This is a genomic window from Erythrobacter sp., from assembly GCF_024305245.1.
Classification (GTDB): domain Bacteria; phylum Pseudomonadota; class Alphaproteobacteria; order Sphingomonadales; family Sphingomonadaceae; genus Erythrobacter.
The window spans coordinates 180,293-204,697 of sequence record NZ_JAMWYX010000001.1 but is presented as its reverse complement, the minus strand read 5'-3'; the positions used below and the strand labels follow the sequence as shown (position 1 = coordinate 204,697).

Sequence of the window (24,405 nt, the reverse complement as noted above, 5' to 3'; positions counted from 1 at the left end):
GCGCGGGAGGCGGGTCAAGCGCGATTGCTATCCGATCAGCCGTGCGCGTTGCTCCGGGGTGAGAAGCGCGCAGGCCTTGGCGGTCTTTCCGAACCACTTGTAACGGTTACGGGCGACAAGGTCATAGGCCCAGTCGCGCAAGCCGCGCGGAATAATGGCAAACATGAGTCCAAGCCGCCACCACCCGCCCAATGTACGGGCAACTTCGAAATATCCGTCGCTCTTGGTGTAGGCGCGGCCATTGCGCAGGAACACATAACTTTCGTCCCAGTCGATCCCGAAATGGCAACACAGTGCCTGCCCGAGCGGGCCTTGCGCAGAGGTGAAGGCAATTGCGCCCTCCCGATCGTGCTTCAGGATGAAGGACACACCACCAGAACACAGCACGCAGACATGATCGAAAATGAACACCGGGCGAGTATCGTCGAATTCCGGCACACCGGAGGAATTGCGGTAGCTGTAGGGCTGCGGGGTCATCCGTCCTTGGCCTCGATATCGAAGTTGGCGAATTCGGCGCGGTATTCGGCCAGGCTGATGACACCGAGACAGGGCCGCGCGCCGGGTTCGTACCGGCGCCCGTACGCCAACTGGCGCGCAATCAGGATCACCGGAATGCACGGAATGTAAGGGCCGTGCCCCGACCGCGCGATGATCCAGTGCCGGCGGGTCATGGGCGTGCCGTCCGCGCCCTCGCCGGTGACGGTCATGAAGAAACCGCTGGTACCTGTGCCGAGCCAATCGAACAGGCTGGCGATGCGCACGAGTTGCGGCGCAAGCCGGTCAAGCCGCGGCAACAGGCCAAAGCGCGCCAGCCAACCCATAGCAACGGTGCCGAAATGCATCGGCGCGATCGCGTGGCCTGCCCAGAAGGAATGTTCGGTCAGACCCGGATAGCGCGCCGCGAACAGATCGAGATCGGCTGCGTTGGCCCGTCCGAACCAGCGCACGCCCACTCCCGGCAACTCGACCCGGCGCAAGTCGCCCCAGCCGGTAACCTCGGTCATGCGCCCGCCGATCAGGTGAGTGAACCGCTGGCCGACGAAGGCGAGCACCGCCGCCACCGTGCCCGCGCCCGCATTGGATTGCTCCGCGCCGCTGATACCGTATTCAACTGTGCGGATCGTCCGCATCTCCTGCGCTGCTTCGTCGCAATAGGCCGCAGTTAGTGCTGGAACCGAACTCGCCCCGGCCAGGACCGTGACACCCGCATCGCGCGCGGCATCATCCAGCACGCCGATGGCAGTGACGAATTCACGCGCATCGGCAATGTCGCAATAATGCGCCCCGCAGGCGATTGCCGCCTCCGCGACAGCATAGCCCTGCCCATTATAGGGCCCGACCATGTTGATGACGAGATCAGGCCGCACCGCGCCGAGCGCTTCGGCAGGACCGTCAAGATCATAGTATCCGGCCTCGGCGGGATTGATTGCGGGTAGCGTGGCCGCAAAGTCCTTTGCCTTGGCCAGCGAGCGCCCTGCGATTATCAAATGGATTGCAGGATTAGAAGCGAGGCTGCGCGCCACATGCGCACCGAAATTGCCGTAGCCACCGATGATGGCGACGCGCAGCACCGCTCGTCAGATCCTCAATAAACCCGCGCTTTCGGCTCGATATACGCGATATCGTCCGACAGCGTATACTCATGCACCGGGCGGTAATCGATGCGGCTGTTGCTGCCGCGGCCGCCCCAGCCGTCGAACCATGCGATGGTGTGCTTCATCCACTCGGCATCGTTGCGATCGGGGAAATCCTCGTGCGCGTGGGCGCCGCGGCTTTCCTTGCGGTTCGCCGCCGATGCCATCGTGACGTTGGCCTGGCTCATGAGGTTGTCAAGCTCCAGCGTCTCGATCAGGTCGCTGTTCCAGATCAGCGACTTGTCGGTGACGTGGATGTCCTCCATCCGCTTGTTCTGCTCGGCCAGCTTGGCCACGCCTTCGTCCATCAGCTTCTGATCGCGGAACACGGCGCAGTGCTTCTGCATCGCCTTCTGCATTTCGGCACGGATCTGCGCGGTGGGCGAGCCGCCCTCGGCGTAGCGGAAATGATCGAGCCGGGTCAGCGCGAAATCGGCGCTGTCGGCGGGCAGTTCGGGCTGCTTGGCATTGGCCTGCAGGCTGTCGCGCAGGTGATGCCCGGTCGCGCGGCCGAACACCACAAGATCGATCAGCGAGTTCGAGCCGAGGCGGTTGGCCCCATGCACCGAAACGCAGGCTGCCTCGCCCACGGCATAGAGGCCGGGAATGGCGTGATCCGGGTTGCCGTCCGGCCCGAGCGTCACGACCTGCCCGTGATAATTGCACGGAATCCCGCCCATGTTGTAATGCACCGTCGGGGTGACGGGCAGCGGCTGGCGGGTCAGATCGACACCGGCGAAGATCTTGCCGCTTTCGGTGATGCCCGGCAGGCGCTGTGCCAGCACGGCTGGGTCGATGTGATCGAGGTGCAGGTAGATGTGGTCGCCATCCGGCCCCACGCCGCGCCCTTCGCGCATTTCCAGCGCCATCGAACGGCTCACCACGTCGCGCGATGCCAGGTCCTTTGCCGACGGGGCGTAGCGCTCCATGAAGCGTTCGCCTTCGGAGTTGGTGAGGTATCCGCCCTCCCCGCGCGCGCCTTCGGTAATCAGCACGCCCGCACCGTAGATGCCGGTCGGGTGGAACTGCACGAACTCCATGTCCTGCAACGGCAGGCCCGCACGCAGCACCATCCCACCGCCGTCGCCGGTGCAGGTGTGAGCCGATGTGGCGGTGTAATAGCAGCGGCCATAACCGCCGGTTGCCAGCACGACGCTTTGCGCGCGGAAGCGGTGGATGGTCCCGTCATCGAGGCACATCGCGATCACACCGACGCACTTCTTCTCGCCGCCCACATCCGACATGATGAGGTCGAGCGCGAAATATTCAATAAAGAAATCCGCGTCGTATTTCAGGCTCTGCTGGTACAGCGCGTGGAGCATGGCGTGGCCGGTGCGGTCGGCAGCGGCGCAGGTGCGCTGCACCGGCGGGCCTGCGCCCATGTTCTGCATGTGCCCGCCGAAGGGACGCTGATAGATGGTGCCATCGGCATTGCGGCTGAACGGCACGCCCGCATGCTCCAGCTCGTAAACCGCTGCCGGGGCTTCGCGTGCGAGATATTCGATCGCATCCTGATCGCCCAGCCAGTCAGACCCCTTTACGGTGTCGTACATGTGCCAGGTCCAGTGATCCGGGCTGTTGTTGCCGAGGCTGGCCGCGATGCCGCCCTGCGCCGCCACGGTGTGGCTGCGGGTCGGGAACACCTTGGAAATGTTGGCGGTGCGCAGGCCGGATTCGGCTGCACCCATTGTGGCGCGCAGGCCGGAACCGCCCGCTCCCACCACCACCACGTCATAGGTATGATCGGTGATCGTGTAGGCGCCCTTCAGATGCGCGCCTCCGACATCATTGGCGGTTCCGCGTGCTGCTGACGTAGCCATCAGGCCTGTCCTCCGAATGCGAGCGCGGCCACGCTGAAGATCGCAAAAGCGCCGCCGCCGATAGTTGCAAGATTGAGCACCGAGATCGCAGCGAATTTGCTGCCGGCGTCATGAATATAGTCTTCGGTCAGCACCTGCAGTCCCAGCCGCGCGTGCCAGAACAGGCTGACCACCAGCAGAATCATCGCCGTGGCGGTGAGCGGCTGTGTGAGCCATTTGACCACGCTGGCATGGCCGAAATCGCCGATGACGATGAAGCTGACCAGCAGCCAGCTCATCAGCACCAGGTTGCCGATCGCGGTGAACCGCTGCACCAGCCAGTGATGCGGGCCATGATGCGCCGAGCCCAGCCCGCGCACGCGTCCGATGGAAGTTCCGTTGCCCATTGTTCCGCCCCCTTCAGCGCAGCATGATCAAGGCCCAGAAGGCCGCGGTGAGAAGGATGGCGATCACCGGCGAGGCGATCGACCACATGCGATTGGTATCGAGTTCGTAACCCGCGCCGATATCCAGCACGAAGTGGCGAAGCCCGCTCATCATGTGGGTGAAGAACGCCCACGACAGGCCCACCAGCACCACCATGCCCGGAATCGAGCCCATCACGGCCTGGAACGTGGCATAGGCTTCCGGCCCGCTGGCCAGCGCGCCCAGCCACCACACCAGCACGCCAAGGCCGACCAGCGCCAGCCCGTCACCCGTGGCGCGGTGGAGGATCGATACCAGCATGTGCGGCCCCCAGCGCCACACCTGCAAATGGGGAGAAAGCGGTCTTTGGTCCATGGTGATCCCGAACAGTCCTGCAAATTGAGCCTCCCACTTAGCGTTCTCGCTGCCTGAGGCAAGCGGCGAGCGGTGGACACAGCTTGCAAAGTTTCGGATAGGCGCTTGCATGGGACACATTCTTGTTACGGGATCGAGCCGCGGAATCGGCAAGGCTGCACTGGACGCGCTGGCAGCGCGGGGGGCGAAGGTGATCGGCCATTCTTCAGGTGGGGCCTCGCGCCCGCAGGCGGAAAGCGGTGACGGGCCGCCCATCATCCCCGCCGATTTCGGCGATCCGCTGGCCGCGCAATCGCTGTGGCAACAGACGCTAGAGCTGGCGGATGGCAAAATCGATGCGGTGGTGAACAATGCCGGACGATTCGAAGCGAACCGGCTCGACCGTTCCGATATCGAATGGCTCGATGCGTGGGAGGATACGCTGCGGGTCAACCTCACCTCCGCCGCGCAGCTTTCGCGCTTTGCGGTGTTGCACTGGCAGGAGCGCGGTTTCGCCGGACGCCTTGTCCATGTCGCCAGCCGCGCCGCCTATCGCGGGGACAGCCCGGCGCATTGGCACTACGCCGCCGCCAAAAGCGGGATGGTGGCGATGCACAAGACGATTGCGCGCGCCTATGCCAAGGACGGCATCCTCAGCTTCGCGATCACCCCCGGCTTTACCGACACCAGCATGGCCGGCGATTACCTCGCCAGCCGCGGCGGACCGGGGCTGCTGGCGGACATTCCGCTGGGCCGGGTGGCGACGCCCGACGAGATCGCCGCCATCATCGCCTTCTGCGCGCTCGACGCCCCGCCAAGCATGACCGGCACGGTGATCGACGCCAACGGAGCGAGCTTCGTTCGTTAAAATGACCTCCGCTGAAACCACCTGGAAACTCACCGCCCACGCGCCCAAGCGCACCGTGCAGGCGGCGCTGCTGGCGCATGACCTGGTTGACGACTGGGACCACGAACTGGTCATCGCAGGCCACGAAGTCGCCGAGGACAAGCCCGACGACTGGGTGCTGGAAGGCTGGTTCCCGCGCAAACCGGGCAAAGCGGAAAAGGCCGCGCTTGCGGGCCTCTTCGAAGGCGTTTCAGAAGCCGGGGCGCCGAAAATCACGGTCGAGGAACTGCCGCCCCAGGACTGGGTGACGCTGAGCCAGCACAATGTCGAACCGATCAGCGCCGGGCGCTTCCATATCCATACCCCCGAACACCCCGCCGATCCCGACGCGATCGACTTCATCATTCCCGCCTCCCAAGCTTTCGGCACCGGCCAGCACCGCACCACGGCGGGGTGCCTTGAAATGCTGGACGCCATGAAGGCGAGCGGCGTGATCGCTCGCAACGTTGCCGATATCGGCACCGGCACCGGGCTGCTCGGGTTTGCCGCACTGGCGCTGTGGCCACGCGCGAAAGTGACGCTCACCGATATCGACCCGGTCTGCGTGCCGGTGGTCGAGGAAAACGCCGCAACCAACGCGGTCCCGATGGGGCCGCGCGCAGGCGAAACGGTGATGATCGTCGCCGAAGGAATGGACGATCCGCTGATACAGGTGCGCGGACCTTACGATCTCTTGATCGCCAACATCCTCGCCGGCCCGCTGGTCGAACTCGCTCCGGCCTTTGCCAAGGCGGTTACGCCCGGCGGCAGCCTGCTGCTGGCCGGATTGCTGGCGGGCGATCAGGAGGCGGCGGTCAGGCGGGCGATGCTGCGCGCGGGCTTCCGCATGGCAGCCCGGCTCCAGCGCGGCGACTGGGCAATCCTGTGGCTGCGACGGCGCCGAGATTGGGCGCGGCTGCGCTAGTCCGGCGAGCTGTCGAGCTTAGGCAGCTTGAAGCAGAATTGTGCACCGGAGGCTTCGCTCGAAGCCCAAATCTTTCCGCCGTTGCCTTCGACGATTGTCCTGCAGATCGAAAGACCGATCCCCATGCCACCGGCCTTGGCCGAGTCCACCGGTTCGAACAGGTTGAGATCCGCTGGCAGCCCCGGTCCGGTGTCCGCGATCGTCACAATGATAAAATCTCCATCCTCATGAGTTTCAATGGAAATCTCCTGATCGCGGGAGCCTTCCACGGCTTCACTCGCATTGCGGATGATATTGACCGCGACCTGCATCACCTGGACGCGGTCCGCTGCCACGGTTCCCGAATGTGCGAACTGCAGCTTGAACGAAACCTTGGCAGAAGGCGGGCAAGCCACGATGACCGCGTCTTTCAGAACTGTCGTCAGGTCGAACGGCTCGGAATTGCCGCGACCTTTCTCGATCATTCTCCGCATCCGGCGCATGACTTCGCCTGCGCGTAGAGCGTTCACCTCGATTTCTCGCAATCCGATCGCCGCCGGGGCCGGAATCTGCACCGATTTCAGATACTCGGCCGTCCCCGTCGCATAATTGACTATCGAAGCGAGCGGCTGATTGAGTTCATGAGCCAGTGTCGCAGCTATGCTGCCCATCGCGGCCCGGCTGGCCGTGTGGGTCCGCTCGGACTGCAGATGCTTGACCTGCTCCTGCGCCCTTTTTCGTTCAGTAATGTCTTGCTTGGTGCCAAAAATCCGGACTGAGATGCCGTTTTCCTGCTCGACGTCTGCCGTCAAATTGATCCATCGCTGGGTGCCCAGTGCGGTCGTGACCTTGATATCGATGCCGAAGCTACCGCCGGTTTCGATTGCCTGCGCCCGCAAGGCCTCCATCTCGATGCGGGAATCGTCACTGTAAAATCGGACGGCAGCACAGCGGGTGATGGGCTGGCCGCGGGGTACTTCAAACAAATCGTAGACAGCGTCGGACCAGCTCAATTCGTGCCGCAAAAGGTCGTATTCCCAGACTCCGATGGAAGCCATTTTGGATACCCGCTCGTACATTTTTCTGTAGTCCGGGGCGTCTTTCAGATCAGAAGGCAGCGCGCACGAACACCGACTCGGCTGCTCTCCTGCGGATTGGGACTTGTTTTCAAACAATGTTCAACGCTCCCATGTCCGATAGCCGTATCATCAAGCCGTCTGCTGACCGGACGTTAGCGCGTCCGGGAGCCAAGGCGAAGCCGCCCGTGTCACTCATGTCGCGCTCAGGCAAGGCTTTGACACCGGCACGCATCGGATAAGCGGGGCCCGGCAGAAGCAGGCGACGATATTTGTCGGAACACTGCCGCGTCCCGCTCGCTTCATAGGGTGGGGACACACATCAACGCAGGAGACATTCATGGCCCGCACTCTTCTCATCACCGGCGCATCCTCCGGGATTGGCGCTGCCACGGCCCGTGCAGCCGCCGCAAAGGGCTGGAACGTGGCGCTGCTCGCCCGTTCGGCCGACAAACTGGAAGCCCTGGCGCGCGACATCGGCGATGCCGCACTGGCGCTCCCCTGCGATGTGACCGACCGCGAACAGGCCGCCGCCGCGATCGACAAGGCTGCCGACCATTTCGGCGGCCTCGAAGCGGTGTTCGCCAATGCCGGCAAGGGCGTGTCGAAAGCGGGGATCGAACAGGGCGACCCTGAGGAATGGCACGCGATGATCCACCTCAACATCCTCGCCGTGCTCTACACCGCGCATGCCGCGATGCCGCACCTCAAGAAGACCAAGGGGCATTTCGTCGTCACCGGATCGAAGGCCGGGCGCGACCACATGAAGGGATCGGTCTATTCGGCGACCAAGTGGTTCGTCCACGGCTTCGGCGAAAACCTGGCCGAAGAAATGCGCGAATGGGGCGGACGCGCGACGGTGATAGCGCCGGGTATGGTCGACACGCCGTTTTTTGATACGCCCCAGTCCGGCAAGATCCAGCCCGGGGATGTTGCCAATGCGGTGTTGTTCGCACTGGAACAGCCCGCGACATCGGCCGTGCGCGAGATCTATCTGATGCCCAACGATTAGGCGCTTTCTCTAAGACGCGGCGAGCAGCGCATCCTCGAAAGCTTGCAGCGCGTTGCGGGTGAAGGCGCCCATGTTGGCGATGCGGACCTCGCTGCCGGTTTCGAGCAGCCGGATATGTTCGCCCGGCGGGCCGACCACTGCGGCAACGCTGCGCCCGGCGGGCGCGCCGCTCGGATGCGACGACCCGCCGACCGAGCCGCTTTCGGCCAGCCCCCAATCCGCGCCGAAATTGGCAGCAATCGCGCGGGCCTGAAGAAGCGCGTAGTCCTCGGTCGCCCCGCGCATTCCCTTGTAGGCATCACGCGGCACATCGAACAGCACGTCACGCGCACGGAAGGAATAGACCACCCCGCCGCCGACGAAGAAATCGAGCGCGCCGGGCACGGTCAGCAGGCTGGCCGCGATCAGGCCGCCGGTGGCGCCATCGGCGACCGCCACTTTCTCGCCCCGAGCGCGAAGCAGTGCGGCGATGCGCAGGGATTGGGGCGCAAGTTCATGGAGCAGGTCCATCAGCCGCCGCCCGAAACTTCCTGCGCTTCGGCGACAATCGCCGCCCAGCCTGCTTCGTCGATCACCTCGATCCCGAGTTCGGCGGCTTTCTTCATCTTCGATCCCGCGCCCGGCCCGGCGACCAGCAGATCGGTTTTCGCGCTGACGCTGCCCGCCGCCTTGGCGCCGAGGCGTTCGGCCTGCGCCTTGGCCTCGTCGCGGCTCATGGTCTCGAGCTTGCCGGTGAACACCACAGTCTTGCCCGCCACCCGACTGGCGACGGTTTTCACCTCGTAACGCGGCGGGCTCACCTGTTCGAGCAGGTCTTCCCACACCGCCACATTGTGCGGTTCGTGGAAGAAATCGGCGAGCGAGTGCGCCACCGCTGCCCCGAACTGATCGGACACGCCGAACATGTCCTTGGCCGCCTGATCCATCCGCGCCTTGAACGGCGATGTCTTCTCGTCCGGCGTGGGCGGGTTGTCGGTGCGATAGGCATGGAACGCTTCGGCCGCGGTGCGCAGCGACGGCAGATCGCCCAGCGCCTTCATCAGATCGCGCGCGGTGACTTCGCCGACATGGCGGATGCCTAGGCCGAACAGCAGCCGCGCGGCATCGGGCGTGCGCTTGGTTTCCACCGCTGCCAACAGGTTGTCCACAGACTTGTCCTGCCACCCTTCAAGGGCGAGAATGTCGCTGCGCCGCTGCCGCAGCCGGAAGATATCCGCCGGACTTTCGAGCCACCCCAGAACAAAGAACTGTGCGATGGTCTTCTCGCCCAGCCCTTCGATATCGAGCGCTTTGCGGGACACGAAATGTTCGAGCCGCTGGGTGCGCTGGGCCGGGCAAATCAGCCCGCCGGTGCAGCGCACATCGACCTCGCCTTCTTCGGCCACCGCTTCGCTGCCGCATTCGGGGCAGTGATCGGGGAAGGGATATGCAGGGCGCGGTTCGCCCCCTTCTTTCGGGCGCGTGAGGTTTTCCACCACCTGCGGGATCACATCGCCCGCGCGCTGGATCACCACCCGGTCGCCGATGCGAAGGCCGAGCCGCGCGATCTCGTCGCGGTTGTGGAGCGTCACGTTGGTGACCGTCACCCCGCCGACCAGCACCGGCGCCAGCCTGCCGACGGGGGTGAGCTTGCCGGTCCGGCCCACCTGAATGTCGATGCCCTGCACCACCGTTTCGGCGCGCTCGGCCGGAAACTTGTGCGCCAGTGCCCAGCGCGGGGCTTTCGCCACAAAGCCAAGCCGCTCCTGCCAATCGAGCCGGTCGAGTTTATAGACCACCCCGTCGATATCATAGGGCAGATCCGGACGTGCCCGCCCGATGGCGTCGTAATGCGCGACCAGATCGGCAGCATCACCCACGATCCGGGTAAACAGCGGCGAGACCGGGAAGCCCCACCGTTTCAGCGTTTCAACGACCTCGGCCTGCGTGCTGCCGGGAAGCTCCGATACCGCCCCCCAGCCATGCGCCCAGAACCGCAGCGGGCGTTTCGCGGTGACGCTCGCATCCTTCTGCCGCAAGCTTCCGGCAGCGGCATTGCGGGTGTTGGCGAACAGCTTTCCACCCGCTTCATGCTGCGCAGCATTGAGTGCGGTAAAGGCCTGTTTTTCCATATAGACCTCTCCGCGCACCTCGAAGACCTCGGGCACGCCAGCGGGAAGCTTTTGCGGGATATCGGGGATGTGCGCGACGTTCGGTGTCACGTCCTCGCCCACCTGCCCGTCACCGCGCGTGGCGGCGCGCACCAATGCGCCGTTTTCGTAGCGCAGGGAGCAGGACAATCCATCGATCTTGTCCTCGGCGGTGATAGCCAGCGGCTCGCCTTCGGGCAGGTTCAGGAACCGCCGCATCCGCGCGAGCCATTCGGCCACTTCTTCGGGCGAAAAGGCATTGTCGAGGCTCATCATCCGAACCTCGTGCGCGACCTTGCCGAGCGGCGAGGACGCGACCGCATGGCCCACCTTGCGCGACGGAGAATCCTCGCGGATCAGGTGCGGAAACGCCGCCTCCAGCTCCGCATTGCGGCGTACCAGCGCGTCGTATTCGGCGTCCGTAATCTCGGGCGAGTCCTCGGCGTGATACAGCCGGTCATGCTTCACGATGGCGCGCGCCAACCGCATCAATTCATTCGCGGCTTCAGCTTCGGAGACAGCTGCGGTCTCGCCCATCAAACCCCCTCCAGCAACCGATCCGCCTGCGCCCTTGCCTCCGGCGTAACCTCGGCGCCCGACAGCATCCGCGCAATTTCCTCCTGCCGCCCGGCTGCATCCAGCAGCGCGACGCTGGTCTTGGTCACGATCCCGCTGGAGGCCTTGGCGATCAGATAATGCTGGCCGCCGCGCGCTGCCACTTGCGGCGAGTGCGTCACTGCCAGCAATTGCCCTTCCTGCGCCGCCAGCCGCGCGAGCCGCTCGCCGATGGCAGAGGCGACCGCCCCGCCCACGCCGCGGTCGATTTCGTCGAAGATGATCGTCGCTGCCCCGCCCTTCTCCGCCAGCGCCACCTTCAGCGCGAGGATGAAGCGCGACAGCTCGCCGCCGCTCGCGATCTTGCCCAAAGGTGCAAAATCCGCGCCGGGGTTGGTCGAGATCAGAAATTCGACCGCGTCCATGCCGTGCGCGGCCCAGCGGTCTTCGGGCAGCTTCGTTACCTGCGTCAGGAAGCGCGCGGCATCCAGCTTCAACGGCGCAAGTTCCGCCGCCACCGCCTTGTCCAGCTTGGCCGCGCCCGCGACCCGCGCCGCGTGGGATTTCTCCGCCGCCGCGACATAGGCGGTGCGGGTTTCCTTCGCCGCCGCCTCCAGCGCATCCAGCTGCGCCTCCCCGCCCTCGATCGCATCGAGGTGGCTGCGCATCGTGCGCATCAGTTCGGGCAGGTCGTCGACATCGCAGCGGTGCTTGCGAGCGGCAGCGCGCAGTTCGAACAGGCGGGTTTCGGCAGCGTCGAGCGCGGCGGGATCGTGCAGCAGCGCCTCGGCGGCCTTTTGCAGTTTCTCCTCCGCCTCGCCCGCTTCGATCACCGCGCGGTCCAGCGCCGCCAGCGCCTCCGCAAGCAAGGGGTGTTCGGGCGCGATCCGGTCCAGCTTGCGCGCCGCCACTCGCAGCGCAGCGAGCGGCGAATCCGATCCTTCCCAGACATGGCGCAGCGTTTCCAGATCACCGGCCAGCTTCTCGCCCTTCTGCATATCGGCGCGGGTCGCGGCGAGGCGCGCTTCCTCGCCCGCGACCGGCCCCAGCGTCGAAAGTTCCGCCAGATGCGCGATCAGCAAGTCCTGATCGGCCTTGGCCTGTTCCACCGCCTCGCGTGCTTCGGACAATTGCGCCTCGGCCCGCGCCCATGCGGCATAGGCACGCTCCAGCCCGGCGGTGTCGGTTGCGGCATAGCGATCGAGCAGCAGCCGGTGTCCGCGCGGGTTCACCAGCCCGCGATCATCGTGCTGGCCGTGCAATTCGACCAGCGCAGGCGCGAGTTCGCGCAGCAGCGCGACGCTGGCGGGTTGATCATTGATGAAAGCCTTGGAACCGCCGTCCGCCTTGACCTGCCGCCGGATCAGCAGCGGCTCGCCCGGTTCGATGGCGATATCGGCATCGTCCAGCGCGGCGGCGATGGCGGGCGGCAGCGCGGCGAATTCGAAACTGGCGGTAACGCTGGCCTTGTCCTCGCCGCTGCGCACCAGCGACGTTTCTGCGCGGTCGCCAAGGATCAGCCCCAGCGCATCGAGCAGGATCGACTTGCCCGCCCCCGTCTCCCCCGTAAGCACGCCCAGCCCGCGCGCGAAATCGAGATCGAGCGCTTCGATAAGGACGATATTGCGGATCGAAAGCCGGGTCAGCATGGGTGCCGCAACGGATAGCGCAGGCGGGCGGGCGCGTCACGTGGGAAGCATCGGGCAATCCCCGAATTCACGGTCATCCGCCCCCTTGCAGAGCCGAAGACTTCCGTGCCCCCGCGCGCTACCATCCGCCAGTCAGAGAAACGCAGGTTAAGGCTTTTGCCGCGCTCTTTGCCAAGAGGCCAGATCACGGTTGGTAAGAACCTCCAGCTGCTTAACGGAATCGCGATACAAGGATTGCACGAAATTCCCTTCCGCTTGCGTCATTCCGGGTTTCGGCGCGCCGCGCCCGAACATCAGCGATCTTCGCAAGCCAAGCAGCTTGCGCCGCTGGGGGATCGTCAGCCGCCGATAGGCCCGCGTGGCGAACCGATCCGCCAGCGGCATCACATCCGGCATTCGCGGATAGACCGTTTCGTTGGACCGCTTCGTCAGATCGAATGCGTGTTCCGGATCGATCCCGAGAAAACGGCAGATTCCCTGCAGACAGAAGGTCAGATCGCGCGCCATGTCGTCGAAAAAGACGAGGTGAATCTGCGACGGGTCGAAATGCCGGTAGAAAATTTCGAGCTGGGCGGCATAATCGCCCATCCGGAACACCTCGGCATCTTGCGCGAAGTCGGTGAAGTTGCGCACCTGCCCCATTCCGCCAAGCGTGTATGGCCCGGCCACGCTGTAGCGGAACAGGAAATGGGAATAGGCCCGCGCAACCGGCTCACGCAGACAGAAAATCAGCTTCACGTTCGGAACCTGTGCGGCCATCAGCGGTGCAACCGCGGCCGCGTGGTGAAGGTAGTGCGTGGAGCCTTCCCCGGCGAGCTGCCCCGGAGCCCGACCGGCAAACAGGTTCTGATAGTCTTCCAGCGAATAATCGCCCTGCATGACAGGATGGCCCAGCGCGGCCGACGCGAAGTAATGCGGTTCCTTAGGATTGCTGGCGAAAACCTGCGGGTGCTGCGCCAGGTAATCGAACAGGGCGGTCGTAGCGCATTTCGGCGCGCCTGCGATAATGAAGTCCGGTTTCATGCGCCGCACATCAGGGCTGCAGCGCGCCAAGTCCCTAATCTCGGACATCGCCGCCGCCAGCCGTCCTGTTTGGTGCACTTCCCGCCCATGATCGGGACGCTGCCATGACCGGAAGCGCACGAGGCTCGCTATCGAAGGGCGCAGCCTGGATCGGATCGTCGCGGCTGCTGGTCAACGGTCTGGGGCTGATAAGCACCCTTGTACTTGCGCGCCTGCTGGTGCCGGAAGATTTCGGTCTGGTGGCCTTGGCCGAATCCATCTTTGCGATGGTTGCCGCCATCACCGAGCTTTCACTCGCGCATGCGCTGATCCAGCACCGCAAACCGCAAGCCCATCACTATCACACGGCCTGGACCTTGAACCTTATACGAGCGGTGCTGCTGGCAGCAGTAATGGCCGCGTTGGGGTTTGTGTTTGCAAGGATTTACGGCGACGCCCGGCTGATCGACCTGTTCTTCGTGCTGGCCGGGGCAACGGTCATCGGCGGGCTGGAAAACCCGATGCTGGTGACCTTCACGCGCAAGCTGATATTCTGGCAGGAATTCGCGCTGAACGTAGCGTCAAAATTCGTCGGTTTCGCCGTTGCGATCACGCTTGCCTATCTTTTCCGTTCGTTCTGGGCGCTGGTGCTGGGCAGCCTTGCCGCACAGCTGGCGCGGGTGATTGTGTCCTATGCGATCCGGCCCTATCGCCCGCGGTTCTCGTTCAGGGGATACCGCGACCTGCTGTCGTTTTCGTTCTGGCTGACCTTGAGCAATGGCATCCAGACGGCGAACTGGCGGCTCGACCCGGTTTTGCTGGGGCTGTTCGTTCCGACCAGCGCGGTGGGCCAATATTCGGTCGGCAATCGCATCGCCTATCTGCCGGTCAAGGAAGGGCTGGGGCCGATCCGAACGCTGTTCTTCCCGGCGTTTTCAAGAATGCAGGACGACTTGCATCGCCTGCGCACCGCCTATCTGAATGCGCAGGGTCTCGTGTGCCTGCTGGCGATGCCGGTCGGTTTCGGATTTGCGTTGGTGGCACGCTCGCTGGTTGAACTGGCCATGGGCAGCGCGTGGCTGCCGGCCGTTCCGGTGATTCAGGTGCTTGTCATCCTGAGCGCGCTGCAAGTGAGCGAAAGCTCGCAACCGCTGGCGATGGCGCTCAACCGCACGAAAGAGGTGTTCAAACGGGATATGCGGGTGTTCATGATCCGCATCCCGATCGTCTTTGCGGGCCTGCTCGCGGGCATGGCGACCGATATCGGCGCGCTGATGGGGATGGTCGCCGGGCGCGCGCTGTCGAGCCTGATCAACATCGGCCTCAACGTCCGTCTGGTCGCCATCATCACCGGGATCTCGGTAGCGACGCAATTGTCGGTGGTGTGGCGCCCGTTGGTCGCTGCGGGCGCGATGAGCGCGGCCATTCTTGCGATCATGAGCCGCGCCGCCGTGTCGCCGATGCTGGACGAGCCGTTCCTGAAGGTGGGCCTCGCCGTTGGCTTGGGCGCGATCCTCTATCCCGCTTTCCTCACGCTCATATGGCTCGGCGCAGGGAGGCCCGACGGGGCCGAACGTGCGAGCCTCGCGTTCCTGAACCGGACGCGGCGTTCTCTGCTCGAACGCGCGAAGGCTAGGACGCCGTGACGCCGCCTGCGTGCTTGTTCACCAGCTTGAACGCCTTTTCGTACCACTCGTTGCCGGGGTAGTTCGCGCCCAGCACCGAGGCATACTTCACCGCCTCTTCCGGAATGCCCAGCGCGATGCTGCTTTCGGTGAGGCGGTACAATGCCTCGGCCGTGTGGCTGGTGGTGTCGAACTTCTCGATCACGTTGCGGAACCGCATGTCGGCGGCGAGCCACAGGCCCATGCGCTGGTAATGGCGCCCGATCTCCATCTCCTTGCCCGCAAGGTGATCGGCCACCAGATCGAGCTTCAGCCGCGCATCGGCAGCATATTCGGTCTGCGGAAAGCGCCGGTTGACCTCGCGCAGCGCGGTTTGCGCCTGCTCGGTGATCTTCTGGTCGCGGTTCACATCGCTGATCTGCTCGTAATAGCTGAGCGCGATCAGGTAATAGGCGTAAGGCGCATCCTTGTTGCCCGGGTGGATCGACAGGAACCGCTGCGCGTTCTGGATCGCCTTGTTGTAATCGCGCGCGATATAATAGCTGAACGCGCTCATCAGCTGCGCGCGGCGGGCCCAGGGCGAATAGGGGTGCTGGCGCTCCACCTCGTCGAACAGCGCGGCGGCGACCAGCGTGTTGCCGTTATCGAGCCGCCGCTGCGCTTCGCCATAGAGCGATTCGACATCGCGCGCGACGTAGGCGACATCCGCGCCCTCGGTGCTGCCGGCGCAGGCCGACACGGTGGCAAGGGTCGCGCCGAGCAGGGCTGCGCGCGCGATACGGGTGTGGAACATGGTGGCCATGGCCCGCTCTATAACGATGCCTGCGCTGAACGCCAAGTGAAGGCGCACCGCCTGCCCCTCCCCGCCCACATTTTCCTACTCGGCGGTTTTGTGATCCAAATCTCCTTATGACCCGACGATCAGACCCCCGCACCGCCCGCCTCCCCGTCCGCGATATTGTCGCGCAAGGAGAGCTGCTCGCCTTCACCCCCGTCCCGCGCCAATGCGAACGCCACGACGGCTGGACGCCCCAACGCCAGCGCACCTTCATCGAAGCGCTCGCCGATACCGGATCGGTCGCGGCCGCGTGCAAGACCGCCGACATGAGCCAGGCCGGCGCCTACCACCTGCGCCGCCAGCCCGGAGCCGACGAGTTCCGCGCCGCATGGCAACGCGCGCTCGACTTCGGCGTGCAGCGGATCGAGGACGTGGCGATGGACCGCGCGCTCAATGGCGTGGAGGAGCCGCTCTATTCCTATGGCGCGCTGATCGGCACCCGCACGCGCTATAATGACCGGCTGCTGATGTTCATGCTGCGCAACCGCGCGCCCGAGCGGTTCGCGGATGGCCGGCGCGTTTCCGGCATGGGGGGCCTGAACGCGGTCGGCGCGATGCAGGTCGAGCGGCTGAAGAAACAATGGCGCGAGGAATGGGAGGCGCAGCAAAGCAATGTCTCCTGCGCCGAGGTGCAGGCCAGCATCGACCGCAAGATCACCGCAATGCGCCGCCGGATCGAGGCCAAGCAGGCCGCGCAGTGGGCCAAGCTATCCGAAGAAACCCGCGAGGCATGGACGCGGTTCGTGGCTTTGCGCGAGCGCGATCTCGACGCACAGGCCGCCAGCGAGGCCGCGCGGGCGCTGGTGAATATCACGCCGCTGAGCGACGGCCCCTGGTCAACACCGCCGGGGCCGTACGTGTCGCCGGAGCCGGAGCCGCCGAAGACGGAGTGGACGTTGAAGGATGAGGGGTTTGATCCTTGAAGACGGCGATTCTCCCCGGAACGGAGAGGGTAACCACCTGCTGGATGCCGATTAAGCCGCTACGCTATCAACTCTTCCTTGCTCATTTTTTGAATAAAATTCGCGATCTGCTGATCACTTGGCTTTGAAACGACGTACATACGCTTTGCCCGTGTATAAGCTACGAGGCGCTTAAGTTTTGAGCGGTCGCCTATCCTGACCACGTCATGCTTAAGTTCATCCAATATTCCCCGTAACATTATCAAAAGGTACAGACTCCCCGGACTTGCCTTCTCAAGCAGGTGCTCTGCCGCTTTCTCCCATCCCTCAGCTCTGCCGCCTATCAGGTGGTAAAAATTCAAAACCTCCAGATAACCTACTGAAACAGTCCTTAGTGCTCGGTCAGCAAAAATTCCTCCGAGCTTCTGAAATGCAAGATCTTGACGGCTCTTTATCGCAACGGAACGCGACAGCGAAACAACGACATTCGAGATGGCTTCAGCCGACACGGGATTTAAATCCTTTGCAGCCTTGTTAAAGTCGAGGAAGGCTATGGCACCCCAACGATAAAACCTACTTTGAGCCAACTCGGGTGCAAATACCGTTCCAACTTGGAAAGAACAAAGCTCAGCTTTTAGAAGGCTCTCATAAGCAGACACCTTCTTATCACGATCAACGTCGTTGACATTCTTCAAAACCTCGACAAGATTTTTTTTAATTATAACCAAATTGTATTCAATTTCGTGGAACTTTTTTATTGTTACTTCTTGATCAGCGGTCCGAGCCTCTGCCAAATAAGATGACTTGAGGCTATCAATCTTCTCGGGCTTTTCGGGCCCCTCGGAAATTGCTTTCGCAATAGGCTGCCATGTCTGCTCATCTTCTTTATCATTTGACGCCCAAAGAGCATCCAACAAAGGGTCAAAATTTTCTTTTACTACTTGCTCCTGAAACTCTTGAAGTGCCCGGACAAGATCACTACCTAACGCATCGATTATTCGGTCGCTATTTGGATTTAGTGCAGTCACAACATCAAGCACATCAGAGACGCTAGTGTAGTTACGATCTTGGAGAAATTCATCAAGTGCCCCTTGATCGCTATTCAAGGCAGATCCAAGGGCGAAAGAATAGAAAAATCCATACCTGAAAAAGATACGCTCTCCTGATCTCGCAAATATGCGGGCTTCTAGAATTTCATCTAAAATAGAGTTGGAATTAAAACCTAAAAGTGTCCTCGCTTTGAACTCATCACAAAAATTAAGCCAGTCCTTTTGTGTGAAGTACCCCCTTTCTTCTCGAAGTAATAGCTTAGAAAATTCCGCAATAATATCGATTTTATTTCTATAATTGAAGGAACCCGTAAAACTATCGCTCGGCCTTCTCAATGAGTCCATCAAAAATTTCTGAAGAATATCAACTCGGTTTATAGGAATAAAATTCCCATCAACGAAAAGTATTTTCATGTACATAATGACGTTATTAGGAGTCAAAGGTATGCACAGACCCAGCAGATCATCATACACCTTTTGAGTGACTAGTGAAGTCATCTCAAAATCGTCTGTGTCAAAAAACGATTCTGTCAACTCCCTAATCTGAGCGCGCGACAGTGTCCAAAGGTACAATTGTTCGAACTGGAGGCCAATCTCTTGCAACACAATCCCACTTGCTGGCGTAAGCCCTCTATTGGCACAAACAGCAATAATACGGGATACGCATTCAATTTTACCGAGTTCAGAAATCATCTTTCGATCTCTCTCGAGATCCACATTATCTAATAATATAATAATTGACTTGTCTTCTATTTTTTACCATTTGTTATACTCTCAACGAGTTTTTTCTTATAATTGGGTAAAGTGCGCGCATCGCCGGAAAAATAACTCATTCCGCGAAGCGACATTTCAGTCGAGAGCCTGCCGAGCAAGGTTGATCCGCCATATTCAGAGCGAGTGTCGATTGCATACGATTTTCTACACTCTAGAAAATCCGAGATAGAAATTGCATCCAAGGTCTCATCGAATTCCAATGCCGCTGATTGCGGTTTGCGGCAAAGGCGGGGCTCAGTGTAGATCAGCTTTCCGGAAGGTGCCACGAAAAGGCCGCTTTGCCATCCGCCGGATAAGTTATCTGCTGTAAGGATTTGCTCGATTGAGGTGCCCTCAATCGACAGCAATGCGCCTGTTGTATCTTTTCTGCGGCGCTGGACGAAAAAGCGACCAGCATATGCCGGATCATTCGGGAAAAGTGAGGTATCCTGTGTCCAAATCTCCCTCGGTGAATCATGATACCGAATTGGTTGAACAGTTAAATCCGAACCCGCGAGTGTTGCAAAATTAGCAACATTTAACCAATTCGAGCCTTGGTACAAAGCTCCACTAGCTATCGTAATCAAGTGCCCGCTTGAGCCATGCGCGATCTCAACCTCGTTCCCATGCAAATGGCCATGCAACAATAAATCAAACGCATCACTAATTGCAGCTCGGACAGGCAACCTCTCGATCTCAGATAGCCAAGACAACGGATGGTGAATTAGACCAATTCTCAAAGTTCCATCGGCGCGCTGAGATTTGTTAATTTCTTCAATGCAACGCTGGGAAATAATAAGTTTTCCCTGATCCTGGTCGTCAAATGAAAATGCCGCCGAATTTATTCCGACGATCTCAATCGGTAACCCTTGATTTTCAAAGTTTTCAATGATATAAGTCGTCGACTCTAATGGAAATTGACGATCGGTAAAGTAACCCTCATACCATTCTTTGAAAGCACGCTGCCGTTTTTCTATTTTATAAACCGAGTTGCCCCCGAACAGGTTATCGATATCTCTTCGTTCGTTGAATTCTCGGCTAAGGCCTGCATTGAATGCGCGGTCCACATCATGATTGCCTGGGACCAAAAGTAACCTCTTTCGTTCCAATCCCAACGTGGACAACAAATCTTCAAAGAATTTTTCTGCTTCGCGATATTATTCGGCCTTACCGGTATTAGCGATGTCACCCGTAAAAAAACGAAGTCCGGAGCGCCAAACCTCTGGGTTAAATTTGGCAATGATTTCAACAGGGCGGAAACTAGCCGGTTTTGATCGTATGAGTTTCTACCGGAAAAATGAACATCCGAGAGATGAAGCCATTTGATCGATTTGTGCATTTCCACTTTTTGATCCGCTTTTCTTCAACAGGAGGTCACTTCAATCCTCCCCCATAGACAACGTGGCGATAAACGCTTTTGCTGAAGCGACCCATTGCGATGATCTGGCAGCGGGACCCCGTCACTTTTTGTTTTCTAACAGACTTATTGCAAGAGCATAGCCCGCGCGTTTGAATTTCAGATCAACTCTTTTGCAGGACAGAGACAGAGAGCGTTACTCCTCGCCCATTCTTAGCGCCGCGATGAACGCTTCCTGCGGGATCGAGACATTCCCCCCGGCCTTCGCCGGGGCAGGCCGCCTGCGGCGCTCCCGCATCCTCAGAATGAGAGAGGTTACTCTTCACCCATACGAAGAGCGGCGATGAAAGCTTCCTGAGGAATAGAGACGTTGCCGTACTCTCTCATTCTCGCCTTGCCCTTCTTCTGCTTGTCCAGCAGCTTCTTCTTGCGCGAGATGTCCCCGCCGTAACACTTGGCGGTCACGTCCTTGCGCATCGCGGCGATGGTTTCGCGGGCGATCACCTTGCCGCCGATCGCGGCCTGGATCGGGATCTTGAACAGGTGGCGCGGGATCAGGTCTTTCAGGCGTTCGCACATGCCGCGCCCGCGCTCTTCGGCGACGTGGCGGTGGACGATCAGGCTGAGCGCGTCGACCGCTTCGGCGTTGACGAGGATGTTCATCTTCACCAGATCGCCTTCGCGGTTGCCGATCTGTTCGTAATCGAAGCTGGCATATCCGCGTGAAATCGACTTCAGCCGGTCGTAGAAATCGAACACCACTTCGTTGAGCGGCAGTTCATACGTCACCTGCGCGCGGCCGCCCACATAGGTGAGTTCGGTCTGCACGCCGCGGCGATCCTGACACAGTTTCAGGATGCTGCCGAGATATTCGTCGGGGGTGTAGATCACCGCCTTGATCCACGGTTCCTCGATCATCTCGATCCGGTTCACATCCGGCCAATCGGCGGGATTGTGGATGTCGATGACCTTGGCATCCTCGTTCTTGGTGTGGCCAAGATGGATGCGGTACACCACGGAAGGCGCGGTGGTGATGAGGTCAAGGTCGTATTCGCGGCTGAGCCGTTCCTGAATGATTTCAAGGTGCAACAGGCCGAGGAACCCGCAGCGGAAGCCGAAGCCGAGCGCGGCGCTGGATTCCATCTCGTAGGAGAAGCTGGCGTCGTTCAGCCGCAGCTTGCCGATGCTTTCGCGCAGCTTTTCGAAGTCCGCGGCGTCGACCGGGAACAGCCCGCAGAACACCACCGGCTGCACTTCCTTGTAGCCCGGCAGCGCTTGGCTCGCGCCGTTTTTGACCGTGGTGATGGTGTCGCCGACGCGGGCCTGCTCCACCTCCTTGATCTGGGCGGTGATGAAGCCGATTTCGCCGGGGCCGAGTTCGCCAAGGTCGGTGCGCTTGGGGGTGAAGCAGCCGACGCGGTCGACGAGGTGCTGGGTGCCGCCCTGCATGAAGCGGATGTTGAGGCCCTTGGTCAGCTTGCCGTCGATCACGCGCACGAGGATGACGACGCCAAGGTACGGGTCGTACCACGAATCCACGAGGCTGGCGGTGAGCGGCGCGTCGATCTTGCCCTGCGGGTGCGGGATGCGGGTGACGACGGCTTCGAGCACGTCCTCGATCCCGATGCCCGATTTGGCGCTGGTCATGACCGCGTTCGATGCGTCGAGGCCGATGATCTCCTCGATCTCGTTGCGGACCTTTTCGGGCTCGGCGGCGGGCAGGTCGATCTTGTTGATGACGGGGACGATTTCGTGGTCGTGCTCGATCGATTGGTAAACGTTGGCGAGGGTTTGGGCTTCGACGCCTTGTGCCGCGTCCACGACAAGCAACGCGCCCTCGCACGCGGCGAGGGAGCGGCTGACTTCGTACGCGAAGTCGACGTGGCCGGGGGTGTCCATCAGGTTGAGCTGATAGGTCTCGCCGTCCTTGGCCGTGTAGTTGAGGCGCACGGTCTGGGCCTTGATGGTGATCCCGCGCTCTTTCTCGATGTCCATGTTATCAAGGACTTGCTCCGACATCTCGCGCGCGGTGAGGCCACCGGTGAACTGGATCAGCCGGTCGGCAAGCGTCGACTTGCCGTGATCGATGTGGGCGATAATGCTGAAATTGCGGATCTTGGAAAGGTCTGTCATTGCTCCCGCGACTTAGCGCCGGGTCACGGCGATGTCATTCGAGAAAAACGCAACATCCTTCCCCGCCAGAATCGCCGTGTCAGCCCGCTTCGAGCCGGGAGCCTGGGGCATAGCCGAACTTGGGCGCGCCGCTCTGATCGATCAGTCCGCCCATCATTCCCTGATAGCTCCCCGGCGCCAGTGCAGCGAGCGGTGCTCCGGCTGAGGCCAAGGCATAGGGCGAGACGCGGTTGCGGGTGCACAGCCCGCCCGAGCCATCATCGATCAGCGATTGTTCGAACTCGAGGCCTTGCGTGTCGCCGCTCGATCGGGTGACGGTCGCGACCGCCAGCTGTCCGCCGCCCAGATCCACCACGAACTGCGTTCCCTTGGGCACATCCGCCAGACCCTGAATGAACGCACCGGTCCGGGACAGATTGCGGAGCGTGACCTCGTAGGCGTAATCATCGTGGAACACCTGAATCTTACGGAAAACGGTCCGTCGCTTGGCCCGGCGGGTGCGGTTCGAATCGGGCGTGATCTTCCATGTTCCGCCGGCGATTTCATCAGCGACCATATCCTGATCGACCGGCTCGCTGAAAATCGGGCCTTGCAGATAGCGCACCCCTGATTCGTTGAGCATCGCGAGCAGCGCCGGGCTTTCGATGCCGTTGGCGATGGTATCCATCCCCAGCGCTCCGGCCAAGGCCACGATCGCGCGCACCAGCCCCAGTTCGCGGCTATCGTGACGTTCGGATTCGGCCACCAGCTTCTGATCGATCTTGATGGCATCAAACGGAGCACGGCGCAGATAGGCGAGCGAGGAATAGCCCGAGCCGAATTCGTCCAGCGTCATGCGCACGCCGAGCTTGAACAGGCTTGCCAGCGTGCGGTCGACGATCGTGGTGTCGCCGAAGAATACAGCCTCGCTGATCTCCAGTTCCAGCCTTCCGGCTGCGATGCCCGTGGCATCCAGCGCCGCGCTGACGTCTTCCACGAAGGTCTCGGACAGGAACAGCGGCACCGGCACGTTGACCGCAATGCGCAGGTTCTCGGGCCACTGCGCCGCGCTGCGGCAGGCTTCGCCGATCGCCCACATCCCGACCTCGCCAAGCAGGCTCGACCCTTCGACGATCTGGGCGAACTCCTCGTGATCGATGATCCCGCGTTCGGCGTGGTCCCAGCACACATGCGCCTCGAGCCCCTGCACCGCCTGCGACGCGGCGTCGACGATCGGTTCGAACTGCAGGAAAAGCTGCTCCTCTTGCAGCGCCTCTCCGAGATGCTGTTCCAGCCTGCGGCGAAAGATCGTCTCATTCTCAAGCTCGCCCGAGAAGAAACGATATTGCCCGCGTCCACCGTTCTTGGCGGCATAAAGCGCAAGGTCGGCAGCCCGCACGATTTCGTCGCAGGTCACGCCGTCATGCGGAGCAATCGCGACACCCACCGATGCGCCGATCACACAGCGCCCTTCGTCCAGACTATAGGGCTGGCGCAGCATGGCGATGATCTTTGCCGCCAGTTCGCCCAGCACGCCGCGGTCGTCGATATCAGGCAGCATGACCTGGAATTCGTCGCCGCCCAATCGGCCGATTTCGCACTCACGATCGATCGCGCGCGTCAGGCGCTCTGCAACCTGTTTGAGCAATTGGTCGCCGGCAGCATGGCCCAGCGTATCGTTGACATGCTTGAACCGGTCGAGATCCAGCATCATAACCGCGCAATTGCGTTTCGCCGCCTTGAACGCGGTCAGGGTGGTTTCGATGTGGTGGGCCATGCGATGGCGGTTGGACAGGCCGGTGAGCGAATCGACCCGAACAAGGCGAGCGGTCTCCTCCTCCCGGAAGAATTCGTTCGTAATATCCGCGCCGGTGCCGCGAAAACCGAGGAACCGGTCGCCGTCGCTGAAGATCGGCTGCCCTGCCAGCCGGAGAACCGGGCCATCGGGCCGCCGCGCCGCGCGCACTGCCATGCCGGAAAAGGCCTTGTGCGCGCCCATCATCAGCGGCAACGACTTGGAACGGCCTTCGCGTTCGGCCGCCGTAAAGATCGCGGTGAGCGGTTGGCCCAGCAAGGTATCGAGCGACACATCGAGCCGCTCGGCAATCTTGGCCGAAATGTAGGTCAGCTTGCCTGCGGCATCGCTCGCCCAGAACCAGCCCAACCCCGATCGTTCGAGTTCATCGAGCATCGCCAGTCGTTCGCCATCGGACAGGGCCGAAGCGACTTCGCCGCGCGGCGCGCGCGACGCGGCAGAACCACGGACTGACAAGAGACCCTTAAGGGACACTTTCGGCACAACCTCCAATTTCGCAGCACCCGCTTTCACGCGGATTGCTCCGA

At 61.6% G+C, this 24,405-nt stretch carries 20 protein-coding genes; 5 read left to right on the top strand and 15 right to left on the bottom strand.

What is annotated here, in order from left to right; all coding sequences use genetic code 11:
- Positions 1 to 27: 27 nt before the first annotated feature.
- Genes Q0L48_RS01065 through sdhC form a run of 5 tightly spaced genes read right to left on the bottom strand, consistent with a single transcriptional unit; the run spans position 28 to position 4,234 of the window.
- Positions 28 to 477 (bottom strand): thiol-disulfide oxidoreductase DCC family protein, encoded by a 450-nt coding sequence (locus Q0L48_RS01065; protein WP_296716255.1) that lies wholly within the window; start codon positions 475 to 477, stop codon positions 28 to 30.
- Positions 474 to 1,571 (bottom strand): saccharopine dehydrogenase family protein, encoded by a 1,098-nt coding sequence (locus tag Q0L48_RS01060; RefSeq protein ID WP_296716254.1) that lies wholly within the window; start codon positions 1,569 to 1,571, stop codon positions 474 to 476. Before Q0L48_RS01060 ends, Q0L48_RS01065 begins: the two co-directional genes overlap by 4 nt.
- Before the next feature lie 14 nt (positions 1,572 to 1,585).
- A complete protein-coding gene (gene sdhA / locus Q0L48_RS01055; RefSeq protein ID WP_296716252.1) occupies positions 1,586 to 3,454 on the bottom strand; it encodes a succinate dehydrogenase flavoprotein subunit in 1,869 nt (622 codons plus the stop codon).
- A complete protein-coding gene (sdhD, locus tag Q0L48_RS01050) occupies positions 3,454 to 3,840 on the bottom strand; it encodes a succinate dehydrogenase, hydrophobic membrane anchor protein (RefSeq protein WP_296716250.1) in 387 nt (128 codons plus the stop codon). Before sdhD ends, sdhA begins: the two co-directional genes overlap by 1 nt.
- 13 nt (positions 3,841 to 3,853) lie before the next feature.
- Positions 3,854 to 4,234 (bottom strand): succinate dehydrogenase, cytochrome b556 subunit, encoded by a 381-nt coding sequence (gene sdhC / locus Q0L48_RS01045; protein WP_296716247.1) that lies wholly within the window; start codon positions 4,232 to 4,234, stop codon positions 3,854 to 3,856.
- A gap of 109 nt (positions 4,235 to 4,343) precedes the next feature.
- Between sdhC and Q0L48_RS01040 the strand changes: the two genes are divergently transcribed.
- Both Q0L48_RS01040 and Q0L48_RS01035 read left to right on the top strand, forming a co-directional pair.
- Positions 4,344 to 5,081 carry an SDR family NAD(P)-dependent oxidoreductase gene (locus Q0L48_RS01040; RefSeq protein WP_296716246.1) on the top strand — a complete coding sequence of 246 codons (738 nt, stop codon included), beginning with the start codon at positions 4,344 to 4,346 and terminating at the stop codon, positions 5,079 to 5,081.
- A 1-nt stretch (position 5,082) separates the two neighbouring features.
- Positions 5,083 to 6,024 (top strand): 50S ribosomal protein L11 methyltransferase, encoded by a 942-nt coding sequence (locus Q0L48_RS01035; RefSeq protein WP_296716244.1) that lies wholly within the window; start codon positions 5,083 to 5,085, stop codon positions 6,022 to 6,024.
- Here the strand turns inward: Q0L48_RS01035 and Q0L48_RS01030 are convergent.
- Positions 6,021 to 7,178: a PAS domain-containing sensor histidine kinase gene (locus tag Q0L48_RS01030; protein ID WP_296716243.1), complete on the bottom strand. Its 1,158-nt coding sequence runs from the start codon at positions 7,176 to 7,178 to the stop codon at positions 6,021 to 6,023. The genes Q0L48_RS01035 and Q0L48_RS01030 overlap by 4 nt on opposite strands.
- 241 nt (positions 7,179 to 7,419) lie before the next feature.
- Here Q0L48_RS01030 and Q0L48_RS01025 point away from each other — a divergent pair, with 241 nt between their 5' ends.
- Positions 7,420 to 8,091 (top strand): SDR family oxidoreductase, encoded by a 672-nt coding sequence (locus Q0L48_RS01025; RefSeq protein WP_296716242.1) that lies wholly within the window; start codon positions 7,420 to 7,422, stop codon positions 8,089 to 8,091.
- A 9-nt stretch (positions 8,092 to 8,100) separates the two neighbouring features.
- Here Q0L48_RS01025 and Q0L48_RS01020 read toward each other — a convergent pair whose 3' ends face one another.
- The 4 genes from Q0L48_RS01020 to Q0L48_RS01005 form a co-directional block, all read right to left on the bottom strand.
- On the bottom strand, positions 8,101 to 8,601 hold the full coding sequence (locus Q0L48_RS01020) for a CinA family protein (RefSeq protein WP_296716240.1): 501 nt from the start codon (positions 8,599 to 8,601) through the stop codon (positions 8,101 to 8,103).
- Positions 8,601 to 10,757, bottom strand: coding sequence for an NAD-dependent DNA ligase LigA (ligA, locus tag Q0L48_RS01015; protein WP_296716238.1), 2,157 nt, complete (start codon positions 10,755 to 10,757; stop codon positions 8,601 to 8,603). Before ligA ends, Q0L48_RS01020 begins: the two co-directional genes overlap by 1 nt.
- Positions 10,757 to 12,424, bottom strand: a complete 1,668-nt coding sequence (gene recN / locus Q0L48_RS01010) for a DNA repair protein RecN (protein ID WP_296716237.1) — start codon at positions 12,422 to 12,424, stop codon at positions 10,757 to 10,759. The genes ligA and recN overlap by 1 nt, the downstream gene beginning before the upstream one ends.
- Positions 12,425 to 12,571: 147 nt before the next feature.
- On the bottom strand, positions 12,572 to 13,447 hold the full coding sequence (locus tag Q0L48_RS01005; protein ID WP_296716235.1) for a sulfotransferase domain-containing protein: 876 nt from the start codon (positions 13,445 to 13,447) through the stop codon (positions 12,572 to 12,574).
- A 104-nt stretch (positions 13,448 to 13,551) separates the two neighbouring features.
- Between Q0L48_RS01005 and Q0L48_RS01000 the strand changes: the two genes are divergently transcribed.
- Positions 13,552 to 15,072 (top strand): lipopolysaccharide biosynthesis protein, encoded by a 1,521-nt coding sequence (locus Q0L48_RS01000; protein ID WP_296716232.1) that lies wholly within the window; start codon positions 13,552 to 13,554, stop codon positions 15,070 to 15,072.
- Here the strand turns inward: Q0L48_RS01000 and Q0L48_RS00995 are convergent.
- Entirely contained in the window at positions 15,059 to 15,844 is a 786-nt protein-coding gene (locus Q0L48_RS00995) for an outer membrane protein assembly factor BamD (RefSeq protein WP_296717076.1), read from the bottom strand. The genes Q0L48_RS01000 and Q0L48_RS00995 overlap by 14 nt on opposite strands.
- Before the next feature lie 116 nt (positions 15,845 to 15,960).
- On the opposite strand from Q0L48_RS00995, the gene Q0L48_RS00990 reads away from it, so the two are divergent.
- Complete coding sequence (locus Q0L48_RS00990) at positions 15,961 to 16,812, top strand: hypothetical protein (protein ID WP_296716230.1); 852 nt, start codon at positions 15,961 to 15,963, stop codon at positions 16,810 to 16,812.
- A gap of 59 nt (positions 16,813 to 16,871) precedes the next feature.
- Here Q0L48_RS00990 and Q0L48_RS00985 read toward each other — a convergent pair whose 3' ends face one another.
- The 4 genes from Q0L48_RS00985 to Q0L48_RS00970 all read right to left on the bottom strand — a co-directional run bounded on the left by Q0L48_RS00985 (position 16,872) and on the right by Q0L48_RS00970 (position 24,334).
- Positions 16,872 to 18,533, bottom strand: coding sequence for a hypothetical protein (locus Q0L48_RS00985; protein ID WP_296716226.1), 1,662 nt, complete (start codon positions 18,531 to 18,533; stop codon positions 16,872 to 16,874).
- A 56-nt stretch (positions 18,534 to 18,589) separates the two neighbouring features.
- The gene (locus Q0L48_RS00980; protein WP_367273981.1) at positions 18,590 to 19,660 is read right to left on the bottom strand and encodes a hypothetical protein; all 1,071 of its coding nucleotides are present in this window, start codon (positions 19,658 to 19,660) and stop codon (positions 18,590 to 18,592) included.
- A 605-nt stretch (positions 19,661 to 20,265) separates the two neighbouring features.
- The gene (gene lepA / locus Q0L48_RS00975) at positions 20,266 to 22,083 is read right to left on the bottom strand and encodes a translation elongation factor 4 (protein WP_296716224.1); all 1,818 of its coding nucleotides are present in this window, start codon (positions 22,081 to 22,083) and stop codon (positions 20,266 to 20,268) included.
- Between the two features lie 79 nt (positions 22,084 to 22,162).
- Entirely contained in the window at positions 22,163 to 24,334 is a 2,172-nt protein-coding gene (locus Q0L48_RS00970) for an EAL domain-containing protein (RefSeq protein ID WP_296716222.1), read from the bottom strand.
- Positions 24,335 to 24,405 lie beyond the last annotated feature (71 nt).